The sequence below is a fragment of the Halobacillus sp. B23F22_1 genome, assembly GCF_043497005.1.
Classification (GTDB): domain Bacteria; phylum Bacillota; class Bacilli; order Bacillales; family Halobacillaceae; genus Halobacillus_A.
In genome coordinates this window covers 186,883-204,348 of sequence record NZ_JBIEKE010000003.1, presented here as the reverse complement: position 1 = coordinate 204,348, position 17,466 = coordinate 186,883, and the positions used below count along the sequence as shown (strand labels likewise).

17 protein-coding genes and 1 pseudogene are annotated in these 17,466 nt (G+C 40.4%); 17 read left to right on the top strand and 1 reads right to left on the bottom strand.

The genetic code is table 11. The annotated features are described in order from the left end of the window. Positions 1 to 14 precede the first annotated feature (14 nt). The 5 genes from ACGTNH_RS16150 (at position 15) to ACGTNH_RS16130 (ending at position 5,475) form a co-directional block, all read left to right on the top strand. Entirely contained in the window at positions 15 to 338 is a 324-nt protein-coding gene (locus ACGTNH_RS16150; RefSeq protein WP_394587965.1) for a thioredoxin family protein, read from the top strand. 310 nt (positions 339 to 648) lie between these two features. Beyond that, positions 649 to 1,491 carry a pyrroline-5-carboxylate reductase gene (gene proC / locus ACGTNH_RS16145; protein WP_394587964.1) on the top strand — a complete coding sequence of 281 codons (843 nt, stop codon included), beginning with the start codon at positions 649 to 651 and terminating at the stop codon, positions 1,489 to 1,491. A gap of 57 nt (positions 1,492 to 1,548) precedes the next feature. Next, complete coding sequence (gene proB, locus ACGTNH_RS16140; RefSeq protein WP_394587963.1) at positions 1,549 to 2,682, top strand: glutamate 5-kinase; 1,134 nt, start codon at positions 1,549 to 1,551, stop codon at positions 2,680 to 2,682. A 197-nt stretch (positions 2,683 to 2,879) separates the two neighbouring features. Further along, on the top strand, positions 2,880 to 4,142 hold the full coding sequence (locus tag ACGTNH_RS16135) for a glutamate-5-semialdehyde dehydrogenase (protein ID WP_394587962.1): 1,263 nt from the start codon (positions 2,880 to 2,882) through the stop codon (positions 4,140 to 4,142). Between the two features lie 556 nt (positions 4,143 to 4,698). Further along, positions 4,699 to 5,475, top strand: a complete 777-nt coding sequence (locus ACGTNH_RS16130) for a nucleotidyltransferase domain-containing protein (RefSeq protein WP_394587961.1) — start codon at positions 4,699 to 4,701, stop codon at positions 5,473 to 5,475. Positions 5,476 to 5,588: 113 nt separating this feature from the next. Here ACGTNH_RS16130 and ACGTNH_RS16125 read toward each other — a convergent pair whose 3' ends face one another. Continuing rightward, complete coding sequence (locus ACGTNH_RS16125; RefSeq protein ID WP_394587960.1) at positions 5,589 to 6,689, bottom strand: NADH-dependent flavin oxidoreductase; 1,101 nt, start codon at positions 6,687 to 6,689, stop codon at positions 5,589 to 5,591. 276 nt (positions 6,690 to 6,965) lie between these two features. On the opposite strand from ACGTNH_RS16125, the gene ACGTNH_RS16120 reads away from it, so the two are divergent. The 12 genes and pseudogenes from ACGTNH_RS16120 to ACGTNH_RS16065 all read left to right on the top strand — a co-directional run bounded on the left by ACGTNH_RS16120 (position 6,966) and on the right by ACGTNH_RS16065 (position 17,463). Next, positions 6,966 to 8,444 carry a catalase gene (locus ACGTNH_RS16120; protein WP_394587959.1) on the top strand — a complete coding sequence of 493 codons (1,479 nt, stop codon included), beginning with the start codon at positions 6,966 to 6,968 and terminating at the stop codon, positions 8,442 to 8,444. 133 nt (positions 8,445 to 8,577) lie between these two features. Continuing rightward, a pseudogene (locus ACGTNH_RS16115) lies at positions 8,578 to 8,747 on the top strand (IS5/IS1182 family transposase); the annotation flags it as partial. A gap of 411 nt (positions 8,748 to 9,158) precedes the next feature. Next, positions 9,159 to 9,410, top strand: a complete 252-nt coding sequence (locus tag ACGTNH_RS16110; protein WP_394587958.1) for a DUF2651 family protein — start codon at positions 9,159 to 9,161, stop codon at positions 9,408 to 9,410. Further along, positions 9,407 to 9,661, top strand: coding sequence for a DUF4190 domain-containing protein (locus tag ACGTNH_RS16105; RefSeq protein ID WP_394587957.1), 255 nt, complete (start codon positions 9,407 to 9,409; stop codon positions 9,659 to 9,661). Before ACGTNH_RS16110 ends, ACGTNH_RS16105 begins: the two co-directional genes overlap by 4 nt. 346 nt (positions 9,662 to 10,007) lie before the next feature. After that, a complete protein-coding gene (locus tag ACGTNH_RS16100) occupies positions 10,008 to 11,219 on the top strand; it encodes an acyl-CoA dehydrogenase (protein ID WP_394587956.1) in 1,212 nt (403 codons plus the stop codon). Between the two features lie 6 nt (positions 11,220 to 11,225). Further along, positions 11,226 to 12,005, top strand: coding sequence for an SDR family oxidoreductase (locus ACGTNH_RS16095; protein ID WP_394587955.1), 780 nt, complete (start codon positions 11,226 to 11,228; stop codon positions 12,003 to 12,005). Beyond that, positions 11,999 to 12,610, top strand: coding sequence for a TetR/AcrR family transcriptional regulator (locus tag ACGTNH_RS16090; RefSeq protein WP_394587954.1), 612 nt, complete (start codon positions 11,999 to 12,001; stop codon positions 12,608 to 12,610). Before ACGTNH_RS16095 ends, ACGTNH_RS16090 begins: the two co-directional genes overlap by 7 nt. Next, on the top strand, positions 12,607 to 13,479 hold the full coding sequence (locus ACGTNH_RS16085; RefSeq protein ID WP_394587953.1) for a 3-hydroxyacyl-CoA dehydrogenase family protein: 873 nt from the start codon (positions 12,607 to 12,609) through the stop codon (positions 13,477 to 13,479). The genes ACGTNH_RS16090 and ACGTNH_RS16085 overlap by 4 nt, the downstream gene beginning before the upstream one ends. 13 nt (positions 13,480 to 13,492) lie before the next feature. Continuing rightward, positions 13,493 to 13,891 carry an acyl-CoA thioesterase gene (locus ACGTNH_RS16080; RefSeq protein ID WP_394587952.1) on the top strand — a complete coding sequence of 133 codons (399 nt, stop codon included), beginning with the start codon at positions 13,493 to 13,495 and terminating at the stop codon, positions 13,889 to 13,891. Positions 13,892 to 13,902: 11 nt separating this feature from the next. Continuing rightward, entirely contained in the window at positions 13,903 to 14,970 is a 1,068-nt protein-coding gene (locus tag ACGTNH_RS16075; RefSeq protein WP_394587951.1) for a phosphotransferase family protein, read from the top strand. After that, positions 14,963 to 15,694 (top strand): 2-phosphosulfolactate phosphatase, encoded by a 732-nt coding sequence (locus ACGTNH_RS16070; protein WP_394587950.1) that lies wholly within the window; start codon positions 14,963 to 14,965, stop codon positions 15,692 to 15,694. Before ACGTNH_RS16075 ends, ACGTNH_RS16070 begins: the two co-directional genes overlap by 8 nt. After that, on the top strand, positions 15,691 to 17,463 hold the full coding sequence (locus ACGTNH_RS16065; RefSeq protein WP_394587949.1) for an acyl-CoA dehydrogenase FadE: 1,773 nt from the start codon (positions 15,691 to 15,693) through the stop codon (positions 17,461 to 17,463). The genes ACGTNH_RS16070 and ACGTNH_RS16065 overlap by 4 nt, the downstream gene beginning before the upstream one ends. Positions 17,464 to 17,466 lie beyond the last annotated feature (3 nt).

Below are 17,466 nucleotides of genomic sequence, written 5' to 3'. Positions count from 1 at the left end.
GAGAGGTGAATATAATGAAGCAAGCTCAGTCAATAGAAGAAGTTCGTGAACATGTAAATAAGGAAATGTTATCACTTGTCTACATTTCACAACCAGGGTGTACGGTTTGTCATTCCCTGCTACCGCAAGTAGAAGATTTATTGACAGATTTTTCGAGAATCCGTCTGATTCATGTAGATGCCGCAAAAGTAAGAGAAATTGCAGGGGATTATACTGTATTTACTGTACCTGTTGTCATCTTACTTTCTGAAGGGAAGGAGCTTGAACGGATGGCACGTTTTGTTCCCTTAGGAGAATTACATGAAAAGCTCGTCAAATATAATCAACTTATACAATAAAGGCGCTCTCCATTGAGAGGGTCATTTTTTGTATAAAAGCCTATTATGAATAATGGTTGAGAAGATCAACCCCTTTCCTTCTTGAAATTTCCAGAAGTTTAATCTCCATATAAGCGCGTGAGTCGTAATTATTTACGATGAGAAGCGATGAATAATAAATATCTCTCCATGAAACCGTTTACGCTCACTAATTGGACGATATAGACATGACTTGCGGAATAACCCTTGAACTAGTTTTTACTAGTGTTATGATAAAAAACGTCATTGATTAGAGCGAACAAAAAATGCGAACGGGAGAGATGTAACCCAAATGATTAAACAAACTATTGCTTTTCTAGGTGCAGGATCTATGGCAGAAGCTATGATTTCTGGAATGGTTGAGTCTGGAAACATCCCAGCTCATCAAATTATCGTGACAAATAGAAGCAATCAAGATCGTTTAAATGAAATTCAAAGCAAATACGGTGTTCGCACCGTCTTAAAAGATAATTTAAATTATGGTGAAGTTGATCAATTTATTTTGGCAATGAAACCTAAAGATATAGATGCAGTTCTTGAAGATCTAAAATATCGTATTGCTCCAAATCAAGTGCTTGTTTCTGTATTAGCTGGTATTTCTACCTCTTATATGGAAGAACGATTAAATGATGGACAGCAAGTTATTCGTGTAATGCCAAACACTTCAAGCATGTTGAGGGAATCAGCTACAGCGATTTGCCCAGGACAATACGCAGCTATGGATAACGTAATGGTTGCTAAGGAATTACTTCAATCCATTGGTGAAGTTTTTGTTATTGAAGAAGATAAAATGGATGTCTTTACAGGTATCGCAGGAAGCGGACCAGCTTATTTCTACTATTTAATGGAGCACATTGAGGAAACAGGTAATGCTGAAGGAATGGATCGCGAAACATTACGTGAAATTGGAGCTCAAACATTATTAGGTGCAGCAAAAATGATGCTTGAGCGTGATGAAAGTCCTTCTGAACTACGAGAAAATGTAACATCTCCCAATGGAACAACAGCAGCTGGACTTGATGCCCTTCATCAAGCGGGCGGAGGAGAAGCGATCTCTGAAGCAATCAAAGGAGCAGCTAGCCGTTCTAAAGAAATGAGCAAACAATTAGAAGGAATGCTCGTCGGATCTAAATAAAGGGATCAAACAATCATACGAACTTATAAATAAAACAATAAAATTAGGAGTGATAAATTGGTTAACGGCACAAACAAGAAACGTGTAGTTATTAAAATTGGCAGTAGTTCATTAACAAGTCTTCACGGAGAGATCAGCCGTCGGAAGCTTGAAAAATTAGTAGATGAAGTGGTACGAATTAAAGATGATGGGCATGAGGTGCTGCTTGTATCATCTGGTGCAGTTGCAGCAGGTTACCGCAAACTAGGCTGTCTCACTCGTCCGGATTCATTGCCAGAAAAACAAGCCGCAGCGTCCGTTGGCCAAGGATTACTCATGGAATCATATTCTGATTTATTCCTGTCTCATGGTTATATGGGATCTCAAATCTTAATTACGCGCAGTGATTTTTCTGATGAAGATCGCTACAATAATGCGAGAAATACCATTAACGTGCTGCTGGATCGCGGCATTATCCCTATTGTTAACGAAAATGATACGATTACAATCGACCGTTTGAAATTTGGAGATAACGACACGTTATCTGCCAAAGTGGCGGGCTTAGTTGATGCGGATGAGCTTATCATCCTTTCCGATATAGATGGACTGTACGATGCAGACCCTCGAAAAGACAACAACGCTAAACTTCTTAATACAGTCCACGAAATTACGCCGGAAATTGAAGCTGCTGCAGGAGATCCAGGCAGTGACGTAGGAACAGGTGGCATGAAGTCTAAGATTGACGCCTTCAAAATTGCTATGGCTTCAGGAATCACTTCATTCCTAGGGAAAGCAAGTACCGATAGTATTGTTTACGATGCTGTTTATCGTAATGCAGTAGGAACGTACTTTGAACCAACACCTGAACGAGAAAACTTAAACCAGAAGAAACAATGGATCGCGTTTAACTCAGGTCCTGAAGGGAAAGTAACTATTGATCATGCGGCTCGAGAAACGATCGTAGATCAAAGAGAAAATCTATTACCGGTAAACGTGCACCACGTGAATGGTCGGTTTAAAAAAGGCGCAGTAGTCCGTATTTTTGATCTTACCGGTGATGAAGTAGGTTTAGGCGTGGTTAACTATTCCTCTAAACAGCTTGAACAAATGATCGGGCTTACAGAAGAGGAACTAGCTTCGTATGAAATGGCCGCTATTGAAAGCAAAGATTTAGTATGCCACTTGGAAGTTAAATTGCCAGTAGGCGTGTAAGGTAAATTCTTAGGGAAGGGATTTCCCTTCCCTAAGAGAAATAAACTTAAATATTGAGTTTGATTACGCCTGAAAGCAACAGGTTCTCAGAGGAAGATAAAGTTTTAATGTAATGTAAAACCCACAAAAGGGCTTCGTCTGCGCTAACATTGTTAGCCCCACTCTTATGTGGGTCAAAATTTTCAAGGAGGTCTTGGATGACACTAATAAGAAATAATGTGAACGTTGAGGAACAAGCAATTGAGGCTAAAAAGGCATCTAAATCACTATTGGTACTTTCAGACAGCGAGAAGAATGAAGCGCTGATCCACCTGGCAGATGTTCTAGAGAGAGAATACGAAACCATTTTAGAGGCAAACGAGAAAGATCTTGCAAACGGGAAAGAAAAAGGATTTTCTGAAGCTTTTATGGATCGACTATCTTTATCAAAAGAGCGTGTTGCAGATTTTGCTAACGGATTGCGTGAAGTCGCTAAGCTTGAAGACCCAACGGGTAACATTCTTTCAGATTGGACGTTAGACAATGGCCTTCAAGTTGAAAAAGTAACTGTACCGCTTGGTGTAATTGGTATGATTTATGAAGCTCGCCCGAATGTAACAGTGGATGCAACAGGGCTTGCATTAAAGTCTGGAAATGCGATCGTTCTTAAAGGTGGTTCATCTGCCATTAACTCTAATGGTGCAATTGTAGATGTTATTCACAAAGGACTTGCTGAGACAAAAATCCCAAAAGAAGCTGTACAGTTTATTGCTAGTACAGACCGCGCAGCAACGAATGAACTTTTTACAATGAAAGAACACATCGATGTGCTTATCCCGCGCGGAGGAGGCAAGTTAATCCAGGCTGTTGTAGAGAACGCTACCGTACCTGTTCTTGAAACAGGAGTTGGAAACTGCCATATCTATGTCGACAAAGAAGCCAATGTGCAAAAAGCTATCGATATTCTAGTGAACGCAAAAACTGATCGTCCCGCTGTATGTAATGCAGCCGAAACGTTAATCGTTCATGAAGAATGGCTTGATAAGCATAGTGCAGCTTTAATAGATGCACTACAGCAGAATGGAATTAACGTTCACGGAGATGAAAAAGTAGTAAACGTTATTCCAGGAGCCGTACCTGCAGGTCATGAAGACTGGGCGAATGAATACTTGAGCACAGATATTGCTGTTAAAACAGTAAGTGATGTCAATGAAGCGATCGGACACATCGAAACGTACGGCACGAAACATTCAGAAGCGATCGTGACAGAAAATAAAGACACGGCTCACCTATTCTTAAGCCTTGTTGACGCAGCAGCGATCTATCATAATGCATCTACTCGCTTTACAGATGGGGGAGCGCTAGGATTTGGTGCAGAGATCGGAATCTCAACTCAAAAGCTGCACGCGCGTGGACCAATGGGTCTTCCGGCATTGACAACTGTTAAGTTCTTAATGAAAGGTACTGGGCAAACTAGATAATTAAGTGGAAGGGAAGCGCATGCTTCCCTTTTTTTGTTGAACTAATGAAGGGGATTGTTTTAACGGTGTATTTTCTTTTATTAGGCAAGCGGCGAGTTTGATCGTTTTCTCTTTAGTTAATACGTCAGTGTTTTTAAATAAGCCATCTAATTCCCGAAAGAGTTGATTATAGGTAAAGTCAAATGTCAGTGCCTTGAAATTTGTCACTGCAAGGAATGATAAAAAGAAGGGATTAACAAAGAGAGCATCGATTTGAAAAGGGGGAAATACCATCAAAAAGGTGGAGGTCTTTTAACACGTGGCAGCTGTCCGAGGATAAGTACTAAAGATAAGGGTCGGCGGTAGTTTCTCCGAAGTGGCCGGCAGAAGATTTAAAGTGCTGAGCCTGGATGTCGTTTCGTTTAGAGTGGTGCTGCGGTAATCGTAATATAGTACCTCAATCTTTAGATCTGCTAGTGTTCTATCTCTTTTGATAAAGTCACAGCCTTTCTTTTCTTATTTCCATCTTCCAGTATTTAGGTTGTGATATTATAATGATTTTATAGGAGGGATTTAGATGCGTCAACATGAAGCAGTAAACAGTATTACGAGAAGTTTAAAGGAGGACGAGTTAGTAAAGTCTGTGTTTTTAAAAGGATCGATGGGACGAAAGGAAGAGGATGAACATTCGGATGTGGATCTATACGTATTAGTAGATGATGAGGATAAATTTCTTCCTAAGCGAGTCCGTCATTTAGAAGCATATCGAGAAATGATATTTCAAGATGATATTTTCATTATTGCTCCGCAGATTATTGCAGTTTATGATAACTTGCTTCATGTCGATTTGTTCACAGTTACTGAGGAAACACTTATACATAAAGATTACTTTGAAGTATTATATGATCCCCACCAGCGAATGGAGAAGTATAGTAAACATCAGAAATTAACCCTCTCAGACCAGGATTTTGTAGATGCAGTAGATGATACGGCTTTTTTCCTTCTCCAATATAAGAAATCTGCTGAACGAAAAAATGATATCTGGTCGGTGAAAATTTTAAATAGCGTTATGGAAAACCTGGTGAAGGTGCTTTTGCAAAAGCTTTGCCCAGAACGGGCTCAGCTGGGGTTGAAAATGGCGGAAAGATCTATGAATGAGGAGGCTTTGCACCCGATCAATAAGGTTTATGAGCAGCTAACAATTAAGGGACATCCTCGTGCAGCTGAAATAATTTTTGAACTCTTAGACCGTGAATTTGAATGGATTAAGAAGGTTCTTCCTGAAACTAAATATACGATTTCATTTTTAAGAAGGATGATTAACGAAATAAGAGGCTTGAACAAAACTGAATAAAGCATAAATCACCCAAAAGATTCTGTAGAAATCCGTTCGGGTGACTTATGTTTAAGTGCATTCACACTGCGCTTCTTCGGGATCTCAGAAGCGCATAGAAGTCTTCGCATCGTCTATTTTTCTACCGGGATCCAGTTAGGAACGCTCATAATTTTTGTCCACATAGGTTCAGGGATTAGGATATCTTCACCAGGAGCTTTCGGCATTTTTGTACGTATGGAGTCACCTGATTGGATTTTCTGCATCCAGTCAGGTTCAATTAAAAGTTCACGGCCTAAAGAGACTAGAGGCACGGTCTCTAAAGCTTCTTCGACCTCGTTAGGTGTATAAAGTGATCCTACACCCATTACTGGAACTTTTTGACCCGCTCGCTCTACGATTTGATTAATCACTGGTCTAGTTGAATGATCATCTCTCATTGAACTTTGATGGAATTGACTCAAAGAGATGTGCAGGTAATCTAAGTTTTGATCAGTTAACACATCAATGAACTGAAGAGTATCTTCCATTGTAATACCTGGATTTTCCCGTTCTTCTGGCGATAATCGGTAGCCGACCACGAAGGGTTTATCAGCATGAGCAGTTACTTTTTTAATGACAGTTTCTATAACAGCCAGCGGAAAATTCATACGATTACGAACATTGCCACCCCACTGATCCTTTCTGCGATTAGAATGAGGAGAGAAGAATTGCTGAAGCAAGTACGTGTTAGCACCGTGAATTTCCACTCCATCAAAACCAGCTTTTATCGCTCGGCGAGCAGCTTCTCCAAAATCAATGATTGTTTGTTCAATTTCTTCTTCTGTTAATGCTCGTGGTGTTACAGCACCCTCTCTTTCAGGAGCGATGGCACTAGCACTGACTGGCTCATTATGAGGAACAAGGTGAGGAGGACACATTCTCCCTCCATGGTAAATTTGTAAAATGGCTTTAGAACCTTGTTCATGTATACTTGCAGCTAACTTTCTAAGTCCAGGAATAAGCTCATCTCGGTCAACACCAATTTCACCCTCGAAGCCTTTTCCTTGGGCATTTACATTAGCACAAGCTGTGATAACTGCCCCTACACCACCTGAACGGCGTGCGTAATAATCGAGTTCTTTGAGTGAGACGCTCCCATCATCGTTGGATAAAAAGTTCGTCATGGGTGCCATTAATATACGGTTTTTTAATTCCACACCTGATGGTAATGTATATGATTGAGATAACTGCATCTAAAATAAGCCTCCTTATGTTTAAGAACATTCACAGTTTAGCATGTGATGATCGGACTGTCCGTTAAGTTGCTTATCAATTATAACTAACTCTTCGTTTATATACGTATTTTTATTAAACCACCACAATAGTCAAAGCTAATTTTTAAAGATTTTTAGATTATAATTATTAAAAAGTAGTTTTGTTATAGATTAGTAAGGGTATTTCACTTATGCAGCCCACATTAAGTGAGAAACTTACGGGAGAATCTATAATAGGATGAAAGAGAGGATATTATGTCAGATAAAAATAACAAAAAGCGTATGACCACGAACCAAGGTGTACCTATCTCTGATAATCAAAATTCTAGAACAGCGGGCAGGAATGGCCCTATACTTATAGAAGACTATCAAATGATTGAGAAAATCGCTCACTTTGATCGGGAGCGTATCCCTGAGCGTGTTGTACATGCACGAGGAGCGGGGGCACACGGTGTTTTTGTGACAAAAAATAGTATGAGTAAATATACCACAGCGGACTTTTTACAAGAAGAAGGAAAAGAAACCCCGGTATTTACACGTTTCTCAACTGTTATTCACGGCAAGCATTCACCTGAAACAGCACGCGATCCAAGAGGCTTCTCCGTGAAATTTTATACAGATGAAGGAAACTATGATTTTGTGGGGAACACGCTTCCAGTCTTCTTCATTCGGGATGCGATCAAGTTTCCTGATGTCATTCATTCTCTGAAGCCTGATCCTGTTACAAACGTACAAGATCCAGCACGTTACTGGGATTTTATGTCTCTTTCCCCTGAAACGACGAACATGATGCTTCACTTATTTACTGATGAAGGAATTCCAGCAACATACCGTAATATGCGCGGATCAAGTGTCCACGCGTTTAAATGGTATAACGATAAAGGAGAGACTTTTTACATCAAGCTTCGCTGGGATCCTAAAGAAGGGATGAAAAATTTAACTCCTGATGCAGCTAAAGAAGTCCAAGGAGAAGACTTTAACCATGCGACAGTCGATCTTTACAATGCCATTGCAGACGGCAATTATCCAGAATGGGATCTTTATGTGCAAGTGCTGCGTCCTGATGAGTTAAATGATTTTGACTTTAATCCGCTTGATGCGACAAAAGACTGGTTAGAAGAAGATGTGCCTTGGGAGCTTGTTGGGACGATGACCTTAAACAAGAACGTAGATAACTTTTTCGAAGAGACGGAGCAAGTTGGATTCAACCCAGGAGTTCTAGTACCTGGTATGCTGCCTTCTGAGGACAAGCTTCTTCAAGGGCGTTTGTTCTCCTATTCGGACACGCAGCGCCATCGCGTAGGCCCCAATTATCAGCAGCTGCCAATTAACCGTCCAAAAGTAGACGTGAACAATAATCAACAAGAAGGATTTATGGCTAGAGACACAGGGATTCGTCACGTAAACTATGAACCTAACAGTCATAGTAGAGAGCCCGCTCCAGTTGAAGGTTATGAGGAACCGCCACAACCTGTTAAGGGGACAGCTGGTCGTGAAATTATTGATAAACCTAATTATTTTGGTCAGGCTGGACGTATTTACCGTAATTATGATGAACAAACAAAAGAAGGCCTTATTCGTAACCTTATGATGGACTTTGATGAGATCGAAGACCGGAACATTGTGGGACGAATGATCGCTAACTTCTATCAGGCGGATGAAAGTCTGGGTAAAACGTTGGCAGAAAAATCAAATATCAAACTTGATCAATATGTTAGTAACACAGTTTATTAAATCTTAAATAAACCTGACCTTCTATTAGGAAGGTCAGGTTTCAGGCTGTCGAGAAAGTTATCGACAGTCTTTTTTTTCCTAAAATACAATCTTTTCTTTTGTTATTCTTAAGATAGAATTCCTAAAGGCGGTGATGGTTTTGTTTCAATCAAGAAAAGATCGACAAAATGAAATGGAAATTGTAACGATTGAAGAGCTTGTCCTAGAAATCACTTACTTCGTAAGATTGATCACATCGATTTCTCCTTTATCCCCCAAAAGGTAACGGACGCAGTGCCTTATCACTCGACAAGGAACAGGCGCTGATGACGGCTGCCTGCCAGAACATGAAAAAGGTTGCTTTTCACCTAACCAAGGTGAGTTAGATGAAGGAGAGTCTTTTTCGGTGAAGGGCGGGCAAATACCAGGAGACTCCTGCGGAAAAACGGGCGATCCGAGACCCCGCAGTGGGCTTTTCACGAGGAGGCTCGGGCGTTCGTCCGCGGAAAGCGAGTGGTATTTGTCCGCACAGGCGCACAAAATAAGCCTGTAGAGGAGCCTTAAAAAGTGTGAAATTCCTTGCATTAGAAAGTGTATGAAGTACATCTTAGCTTTGTTGACAGATTGGAACCTGACCTTTTACTAGAAGGTCAGATTTTTTTGTAAAGGAAGGAGTTAAGAAATATATATCGAATTTAGGAAAAGAAAAGATTTTAATAAAGGGGACAGCAGGAAATGGAATCTTTTATCTTACTATTAGCCGTATACCCGGTGGTATCAATTATCCTTGGACTATTAGGTGAAGGGATGTTTAGGAAGATATATTTAATGCCAGGTATTGTAGCTGTAAGCTCCATCATAATGAAGTTAACAATCTATAATCTATCATTCTTTATTTGGACTGTTGTATATACTTTCCTAACTTTCATCAGCGGGATGGCTGCACGTCATTTGATAACTAATAAAAGAAAGGGAATGTCGGTATGAATATAAAAGGCACGGCCTTAGCTTCTTTAATCTTAGGAATACTTTCAATTTTATTTCCTGTCATCGGATTAATTCTTGGGGTGATGGGCGTAATATACGGGAAGAAAGTAGTGAAAAACTTTGAAGCAGATTATCAGTATGCAGGGATAGCAAAAGGAGGATTGATTTGTTCAACAATAGGGATTTCTTTGCAGCTGCTTATTACCCTTTCTATAATCTTTGGTACATTACTCTTTTGGAATTATACATAATTGAATAGGTCGGAAATAATTCGATAGAAATGGAATTGTATAAACGCAAGGCATTATCGTATTCAAAATGACTCCTGTAGGTACAGCACAACCCTCAGCTTCCTTGCTAAGTTCTAAAAAAGCTTAGCCCGTATCCACGGAATGCACAGTGTATTGACGTTGAATGGGGAAAATTATTTTCAAGGATATCAATTATCGGAAGTGACAGATGATGTTCTATTTGAATTTAGAAGCAATAAATGAATAGATATTCACTTATTGCTTGAATTATCAGAATTATCGGGATAAAATGGAAATTGCATACTAACCGGTCGGTATGTTGTACCGGGAAAGGAGATCGACAACTTTGAACTTTGATTATTCAGAGAAAGTAGTGTCTTATCGTCAGAGGGTGATGGATTTTATGGAGAAATATATTTACCCGAATGAGAAAGTTTATGGAGACCAGTTAAATAAACAGGAATCCAGATGGGCACAGGTACCGCCTATTATAGAGGAGCTGAAAGTATACGCCAAAGAGCAGGGTCTGTGGAATCTTTTTCTTCCTGATGATACATATGGTGCGGGTCTAACAAATCTAGAATACGCCCCCTTATGTGAAATTATGGGGCGTTCCCTATTAGCTCCAGAAGTGTTTAATTGTAATGCCCCCGATACGGGTAATATGGAAGTGCTGAGCCGGTATGGCAGCGATGAGCAAAAAGAAAAATGGCTGAGTCCTTTACTTAATGGAGAAATTCGTTCCTGCTTTTCAATGACCGAACCTGATGTGGCATCATCTGATGCAACAAATATTGAAGCACGGATTGTTAGAGAAGGGGACGAGTATGTCATTAATGGACGGAAATGGTGGTCTTCTGGCGCAGGAGATCCACGTTGTGAAATTGCTATTTTTATGGGGAAAACAGATCCGGAAGCTAATAAATATGAGCAGCAGTCTATGATTCTAGTTCCCTTAGACACACCAGGTGTATCCATTCGCAGGATGCTCCCTGTATTTGGATATGATCATGCCCCTCACGGCCATGGAGAAATTGATTTTGAAAACGTTCGTGTTCCTGCCGCTAACATGATCTGGGGGGAAGGGAAGGGGTTTGCAATTGCCCAGGGCCGTTTAGGGCCAGGAAGGATTCACCATTGCATGAGGTTGATTGGAGCAGCAGAGCGTGCGCTTGAAGAATTATGTAAGCGCGTACAAGGCAGAGTGGCCTTTCACAAGCCCCTAGCCGAGCAAGGAGTGATTCGCGAATGGATTGCAGACTCAAGAATTGAACTGGAACAGGCGCGTCTTTTAACATTAAAAGCTGCTTATAAGATGGATACTGTAGGTAATAAAGCGGCAAAAACAGAGATTGCAATGATCAAAGTGGTTGCGCCAAATATGGCTCTGCGTGTGATTGACCGCGCAATTCAAGCTCATGGGGCAGCTGGAGTAAGCAATGATTTTACATTAGCAGCACAATGGGCCAATTCACGAACTTTACGACTGGCTGATGGACCAGATGAAGTCCATCGGCGGCAAATTGCTAAACTTGAACTATCAAAATATAAGGAGTGATAAAAAATGCACGTCATGAACTTATTTAATTTACAAGGGAAAACCGCCATTGTTACAGGCGGAGGTCGAGGCTTAGGGAAACAAATTGCAGAAGGGCTGGCAGAAGCAGGAGCTAACATTGTTTTATGTTCAAGAAAAAAAGAAGCTTGTGAAGAGGTAGCTCAAAGACTAGAAAAGGAGCTGCAGGTGCAAACATTGGCGCTTAGCTGTAACGTAACAAATCCGGAAGATGTTCAAAGGGTAGTGGACGAAACAGTAGCAGCTTTTGGGACGATCGATATTTTAGTAAATAACAGCGGGGCAACATGGGGGGCACCAGCATTAGATATGCCTTTGGAAGCTTTTCAAAAAGTAATGAATGTGAATGTAACGGGCACGTTTCTTATGTCACAAAAAGTAGGCGAAGTTATGGTTAAACAAGAATTTGGGAAAATCATTAACATTGCGTCTGTTGCCGGCCTGGGAGGATCCGATTCCCGATTCATGGATACAGTAGGCTACAATGCCAGTAAGGGAGCTGTTATTACCTTTACGAAAGATTTAGCAGTAAAGTGGGGGGCTAAGAACATACAAGTAAATGCACTGGCTCCGGGTTTCTTTCCAACAAAAATGTCGCGAGGTGTTCTAGAGCAAGGGGGCGATTTTATTTTAGACCGTACCCCTCTTGGGCGGTTTGGAAGCGAAGAAGATTTAAAGGGAGCAGCTTTGTTTCTAGCTTCTAATGCTTCCAATTACGTCACGGGAGATGTTCTCGTCGTTGATGGAGGAATGCATGCTTCATGTTAAAAGAGAAGAGTGTTAAAAAAGCTGAACTTCCCATGAAAGAAAAAATGATCTATACGTGTATTGCACTATTTGGACGTAAAGGATTCAGGGAGACCTCAATAAAAGACATTGTAGAGGCGAACGGAATGACGAAGGGAACTTTTTATTATTACTTTAAAAGTAAAGAAGACGTACTTGTGTATATTCACAACACTTTTATAACAGGTTTGCTTCATAAACAAAGGCATATCATGCATATTGAAAATTATTCTAACAAAGACAAATTGTATGCAATAGTTGAAATGCTGATTTCGAATATTGCCGATGGCGTAGATAGTGCCATGGTCTTCTTTCGAGAAATGCGTCATTTAAGTGAAGCGAAAACGCAAGAAATTCTGCCAAAACGAGATCAGTTTCAAAAAAACATTCAAGCAATCATTGAAGGAGGGATCGCTAAAGGGGAGTTTCGTGCAGACTTACGAGCAGATATGATCTCTTATGCCATTTTAGGGATAGCAAACTGGAGTTATTTTTGGTATGAGCCCGGGGGAGAAGTAAAAGAGCAGGAATTAACAAATATTTATATGAACATAATTTTGCAAGGAATTGAGGAGGAGAAGAAATGAATGTAAAAAACGTAACAGTGGTCGGTGCCGGCTCTATGGGCCACCAAATTGCAATGCTGAGTGCACTAGCAGGTTTTAAAACCAACTTACAGGATCTCCAAGGCGAAACGTTAGAAAAAGCGAAAATCAGTTTGGTTGATATTATGGACAAATGGGTAGCCAAAGAGAAAATCACACATGAGCAGCGAGATCAGGCCTTTGAAAATTTGTACATTACTACTGATTTGCGTGAAGCTGCAGAGGAAGCTGACTTAGTAATCGAGGCCGTAGTAGAAAAGCTGGAAGTAAAGCGTGAAGTGTTCGCGCAGCTTGACGCTATTGTTCCACGTCATACTGTTTTTGCAACGAATTCTTCGACCATTGTTAGTTCATTAATAGCAGATGCTACTTCACGTCCAGAAAAAGTATGCAATATGCACTTTTTCTTCCCGCCTTTAGTTATGGATTGTGTAGAGGTCGTCAAAGGGGAGCACACTTCTGAAGAAACTGCTCAACTTGCCATGGATGTATGTGACCGTATGAATAGAACGGCTGTACTTTTACAAAAAGAAATTTCCGGTTTTATTGCCAACCGTATTTTATTCGCTATTCAAAAAGAAGCGATGGCTTTATATGAAGGTGGGTATGCAGATTTCAAAGACATCGACAAGATTACGAGAAAAGCACTGCGTCATCCAATTGGTCCTTTTGAATTAATGGATTTATCCGGACTGGATGTTGGATATTATGTCATGAAGCAGCAATATTCTGAGACAGGTGACCCGAACGATAAACCATCACAAACACTAATCGATAAAGTTGAAGCGGGGGAATTAGGTCGTAAAACAGGAAAAGGATTTTATGAATATGAGAAAAAAGTGAAAAATTGAGGGAGTGAACATAATGCATGAGACTGAAATTCAAGTCCGGTTCTGTGAAACTGACTTATTAGGACACGTCAATAACAATAACTTCTTTATTTATATGGAAGACGCCCGTATTAGGTTTTTCAATGATTTAAAACTTGTGGATGAAGATTGGAATTTTATCTTAGCTTCGACAAAATGTGACTTTCTAAAACAGGTGTTCTACGGGCAACAGCTTGTTATTAAAAGCGGTGTTGTGAAAATAGGAAATTCAAGCTTTCACCTCGAGCAGGATATGTATGAAAAAACAACAGGAGAACTTGTCGCGAAAGGTATTTCAGTAATCGTTCAATTTGACTTCGAAAAACAGGTCAGCCAGCCGCTGTCTGTTGAAATGAAAAAACAATTAGAAGCCTATCAACTGGCCGCTAATTAAGGAGGAGCCCCATGATGAGTACACTAGATACCCGTGAAGTTAGGAAAGGGGAAGAGTTAGATGTTTCTAAAATAGAAAAGTTTCTCCACGAAAGTATATCGGACCTGCCGCCTCAACAGTCTTTACAAGTGAAGCAGTTTGGTGCCGGGCATTCTAATTTAACGTATGAACTAACGGTAGGAGATTGGCAGGCTGTTTTACGACGTCCTCCGATGGGGCCAGTCGCACCTAAAGCTCATGATATGGAAAGAGAATACGAAATATTGAAAGCGCTTCATGAAGTCTATCCTTTAGCACCAAAGCCTTATGCCTTTAACAAAGGAGATGTAATAGGGAAGCCCTTCTTCATTATGGAACGTCGCCATGGTCTCGTCTTTGATTCGGAATATCCAAATGAGGTAAATGGCACACCTGAGTTGGGAAAGAAACTATCCGAAACGATGGTAGACCGCTTAGTGGAACTTCATGCTATTGATTTTAAAAATACTGATCTGCGTCATATGGTAAAACCAGAAGGCTTTTTGGATAGACAGGTTCACGGATGGATTAAACGTTACGAAAAAGCAATCACTGATGATGTAGTGCAAGCAGTAGAGTTAAAGAAATGGTTAATTGAAAATATTCCTTCTTCCAAAGAAGCCTCCATCATTCATTATGATTATAAGCTTAACAATGCGATGTTTAATGAAAGTGGAAATATGGTTGGTTTATTTGATTGGGAAATGGCAACGGTCGGTGATCCATTAGCTGATGTAGGCGCAGCCATGAGTTACTGGATTCAAAGTGATGATCCTGAATTGCTCCAAACAGGATTAGGTAAACCTCCTCTGACTGTTAAACCAGGTTTTTATTCTCGTGAAGAATTTATCGAATCTTATGCTGCTAAAAGTGGAAGGGACGTGAGTAAGATTCATTACTATCTTACGTTTGCTTACTTTAAGTTAGCAGGAATTGTACAGCAGATTTATTATCGTTACAAAAAAGGTCAAACCAACGATCCGAGATTTGCCGAGATGAACGTTTTTGTTAATAATCTCATTACACATGCGGAACGAACGGCGGGGTTAGATGATGGCTAATATTCAACTGATTTTTAAAAAAGAAGATATTAATCCAGAACAAATGAAAGGAAAAGTTGCCGTCGTGTTTGACGTGCTGTTTGCTACTTCTACGATTACTGCAGCTTTAGCAGATGGTGCAAGCTCCGTCATACCTGTATTTGACCAGGCTCAGGCTAGAGAAAAAGCTAAGTCTATTAGTGAACCTTATGTGTTGGCTGGCGAAGAACAAGGAAGGACAATCGAAGGTTTTCATCACCCATTGCGAAGTTTCTTAAACCCTATTGTAAAAGGAAGCCATTTAATCCTATCCACAACGAATGGAACGGTAGCGATTAATCGGTCAAGTCAGGCTGATCATTTGTATATTTCTTCCTTATTAAATAATCGTGAAATGGCTGACTACTTAATTGACGAACATTATGAGGAAACGATTATTCTGGTGTGTTCAGGTACAAGTGGACATTTTACAATGGAAGATTTCTATGGAGCCGGCAGTCTACTATCTTATTTAGTAGAAAAAAGTTCCTTTCAACTGTCAGACTCTGCCCAAACAGCTTTGCTTTTCTACAATGGATTATCAATTTCTCCGTTTCAGCTGCTCCGTGCGACTAAAATCGGTCAGATTTTAATGGAGATGGGGATAGACGAAAATGAGATTAAATCTGTTGCTCAGGAAGGCATCCTTCATACGATAGGGAAATTTGAGCCTTCAACACGACAAATTAAGGAGGTAGAAAGATGAACCCAGTACAGGCAACGATAAAGGGTGGAGACTTTCTCATTTCAGAAATTAATCCCAATTTAATATTCACTCCTGAAGATCGTACAGACGAGCATAAAATGATCGCTGACACAGCTCGACAGTTTATTGCCCGGGAAATACATCCATATCGTAAACAAATGGAAGCAGGCGATTATGAATTTGTAAGCAGGAAAATGAAGCATGCGGGTGATCTTGGACTGTTAGGACACAGCATTCCAGAGAAATATGGAGGTTTGGGGTTAGATAAAATAAGTAAAGGAATAGTTGGGGAAGCGTTAGGTAATGCGAGCGGGTATAGCGTTGCTCATTCCAATCACACGTGTATTGCCACTCTTCCCATCACTTATTTCGGCTCCCCCGCACAGAAGGAAAAATACCTGCCTAAATTAGCGAGCGGCGAATTCATTGGCGCTTATTGTTTAACTGAGCCGGAAGCAGGATCGGACGCTTTATCTGCTAGAACTACGGCGGTACTGAATGAGGCCGGCACTCATTACATTTTAAATGGCACAAAGATTTATATTACGAATGCCTCTTTTGCTGATACCTTCATCGTATACGCGAAAGTAGATGGGGAGTTTTTTACTGCCTTTATCATTGAGCGTGATTTCAAGGGCTTATCTATTGGACCTGAAGAAGATAAGATGGGGATAAAAGGATCTTCTACATGTTCAGTTGTAATGGAAGACTGCGAGGTTCCAAAAGAGAATCTTCTCGGCGAAGTTGGGAAAGGTCACCTGATCGCTTTAAACGTATTGAATCTCGGACGATTTAATTTAGGATTCGCTACGATGGGAGCAGCAAAATATAGTTTCAAACTAGCACTTGAACATACGACAGAACGTAAGCAATTTGACCGTACCATTGCCCAGTTTAATGCGACAAAACAAAAACTCGCCCAAATGGCGTCAAGGATTTATGCTACAGAATCCCTGCTATACCGGACAGCCGGATATATTGAGAATGCGTTAGGGAAATTTCAAGACTCGAGTGATTATTCCTCCATCGCAAAAGCAATGAATGAACACGCTCTAGAATCAGCAATCTGCAAAATCACGGGCTCAGAAACTTTGGACTCTATTGTTGACGAAGCTCTTCAACTTCATGGAGGAGCAGGATTTATAAAGGAATATCCTATTGAACAAGCTTATCGAGACTCGCGTATTAACCGTATATTCGAAGGCACCAATGAAATTAATAGGCTGCTTATTCCAGGCAGCTTTTACAAAAAAGCAGCAAAACAAGAATTTGACGCCGAAACCCTCATGGAAAAAGCAAATCAATCTTTACGGGAGGGGGCGAAGGAAGATCTTCAAGGACCTTTAGAAAAATTACAACAGGCCGTCCGTTTATTTAAAGATCTGTATTTAGTTTCTGCCGGCGTCGCTTATAAAGTATTTGGAAACGCTATTCAGACAGAGCAAGAAACGTTAATGAAGCTGGCCGACTTGGCCATAGCTATTTATGAAAGTGAATCAGTGATCCTTCGTACGATTAAAGCCATTGATTCTTCTGATCGGCAAGCTGGACTGAAAACAGACATGGCCTATATTTTCTTGGAGAAAAAGGCTTTTGAAGTTCAGCAAACCTCAGGTGAACTCCTTTCATATTTATTAAATGGAGACGAGCGCAAAAAGGCTTTACGAAACCTGGCTTTATTACTAAGTGAGTATCATTTTGAAGATTCGATTGAACGACAACGAAACATTGCGAAAGTTTTAATTGAAGAAAAACAATATATTTCATAATGA

Excerpts from the sequence above, each read along its gene's own strand:
- ACGTNH_RS16065 (WP_394587949.1), top strand. The coding sequence starts at position 15,691 with ATGAACCCAGTACAGGCAACGATAAAGGGTGGAGACTTTCTCATTTCA.
- ACGTNH_RS16120 (WP_394587959.1), top strand. The coding sequence starts at position 6,966 with ATGTCAGATAAAAATAACAAAAAGCGTATGACCACGAACCAAGGTGTA.
- ACGTNH_RS16080 (WP_394587952.1), top strand. The coding sequence starts at position 13,493 with ATGCATGAGACTGAAATTCAAGTCCGGTTCTGTGAAACTGACTTATTA.
- ACGTNH_RS16075 (WP_394587951.1), top strand. The coding sequence starts at position 13,903 with ATGATGAGTACACTAGATACCCGTGAAGTTAGGAAAGGGGAAGAGTTA.
- ACGTNH_RS16125 (WP_394587960.1), bottom strand. The coding sequence starts at position 6,689 with ATGCAGTTATCTCAATCATATACATTACCATCAGGTGTGGAATTAAAA.
- ACGTNH_RS16085 (WP_394587953.1), top strand. The coding sequence starts at position 12,607 with ATGAATGTAAAAAACGTAACAGTGGTCGGTGCCGGCTCTATGGGCCAC.
- ACGTNH_RS16090 (WP_394587954.1), top strand. The coding sequence starts at position 11,999 with ATGTTAAAAGAGAAGAGTGTTAAAAAAGCTGAACTTCCCATGAAAGAA.
- ACGTNH_RS16070 (WP_394587950.1), top strand. The coding sequence starts at position 14,963 with ATGGCTAATATTCAACTGATTTTTAAAAAAGAAGATATTAATCCAGAA.
- ACGTNH_RS16135 (WP_394587962.1), top strand. The coding sequence starts at position 2,880 with ATGACACTAATAAGAAATAATGTGAACGTTGAGGAACAAGCAATTGAG.
- ACGTNH_RS16105 (WP_394587957.1), top strand. The coding sequence starts at position 9,407 with ATGAATATAAAAGGCACGGCCTTAGCTTCTTTAATCTTAGGAATACTT.
- ACGTNH_RS16130 (WP_394587961.1), top strand. The coding sequence starts at position 4,699 with ATGCGTCAACATGAAGCAGTAAACAGTATTACGAGAAGTTTAAAGGAG.
- ACGTNH_RS16150 (WP_394587965.1), top strand. The coding sequence starts at position 15 with ATGAAGCAAGCTCAGTCAATAGAAGAAGTTCGTGAACATGTAAATAAG.
- proC (WP_394587964.1), top strand. The coding sequence starts at position 649 with ATGATTAAACAAACTATTGCTTTTCTAGGTGCAGGATCTATGGCAGAA.
- ACGTNH_RS16095 (WP_394587955.1), top strand. The coding sequence starts at position 11,226 with ATGCACGTCATGAACTTATTTAATTTACAAGGGAAAACCGCCATTGTT.
- ACGTNH_RS16110 (WP_394587958.1), top strand. The coding sequence starts at position 9,159 with ATGGAATCTTTTATCTTACTATTAGCCGTATACCCGGTGGTATCAATT.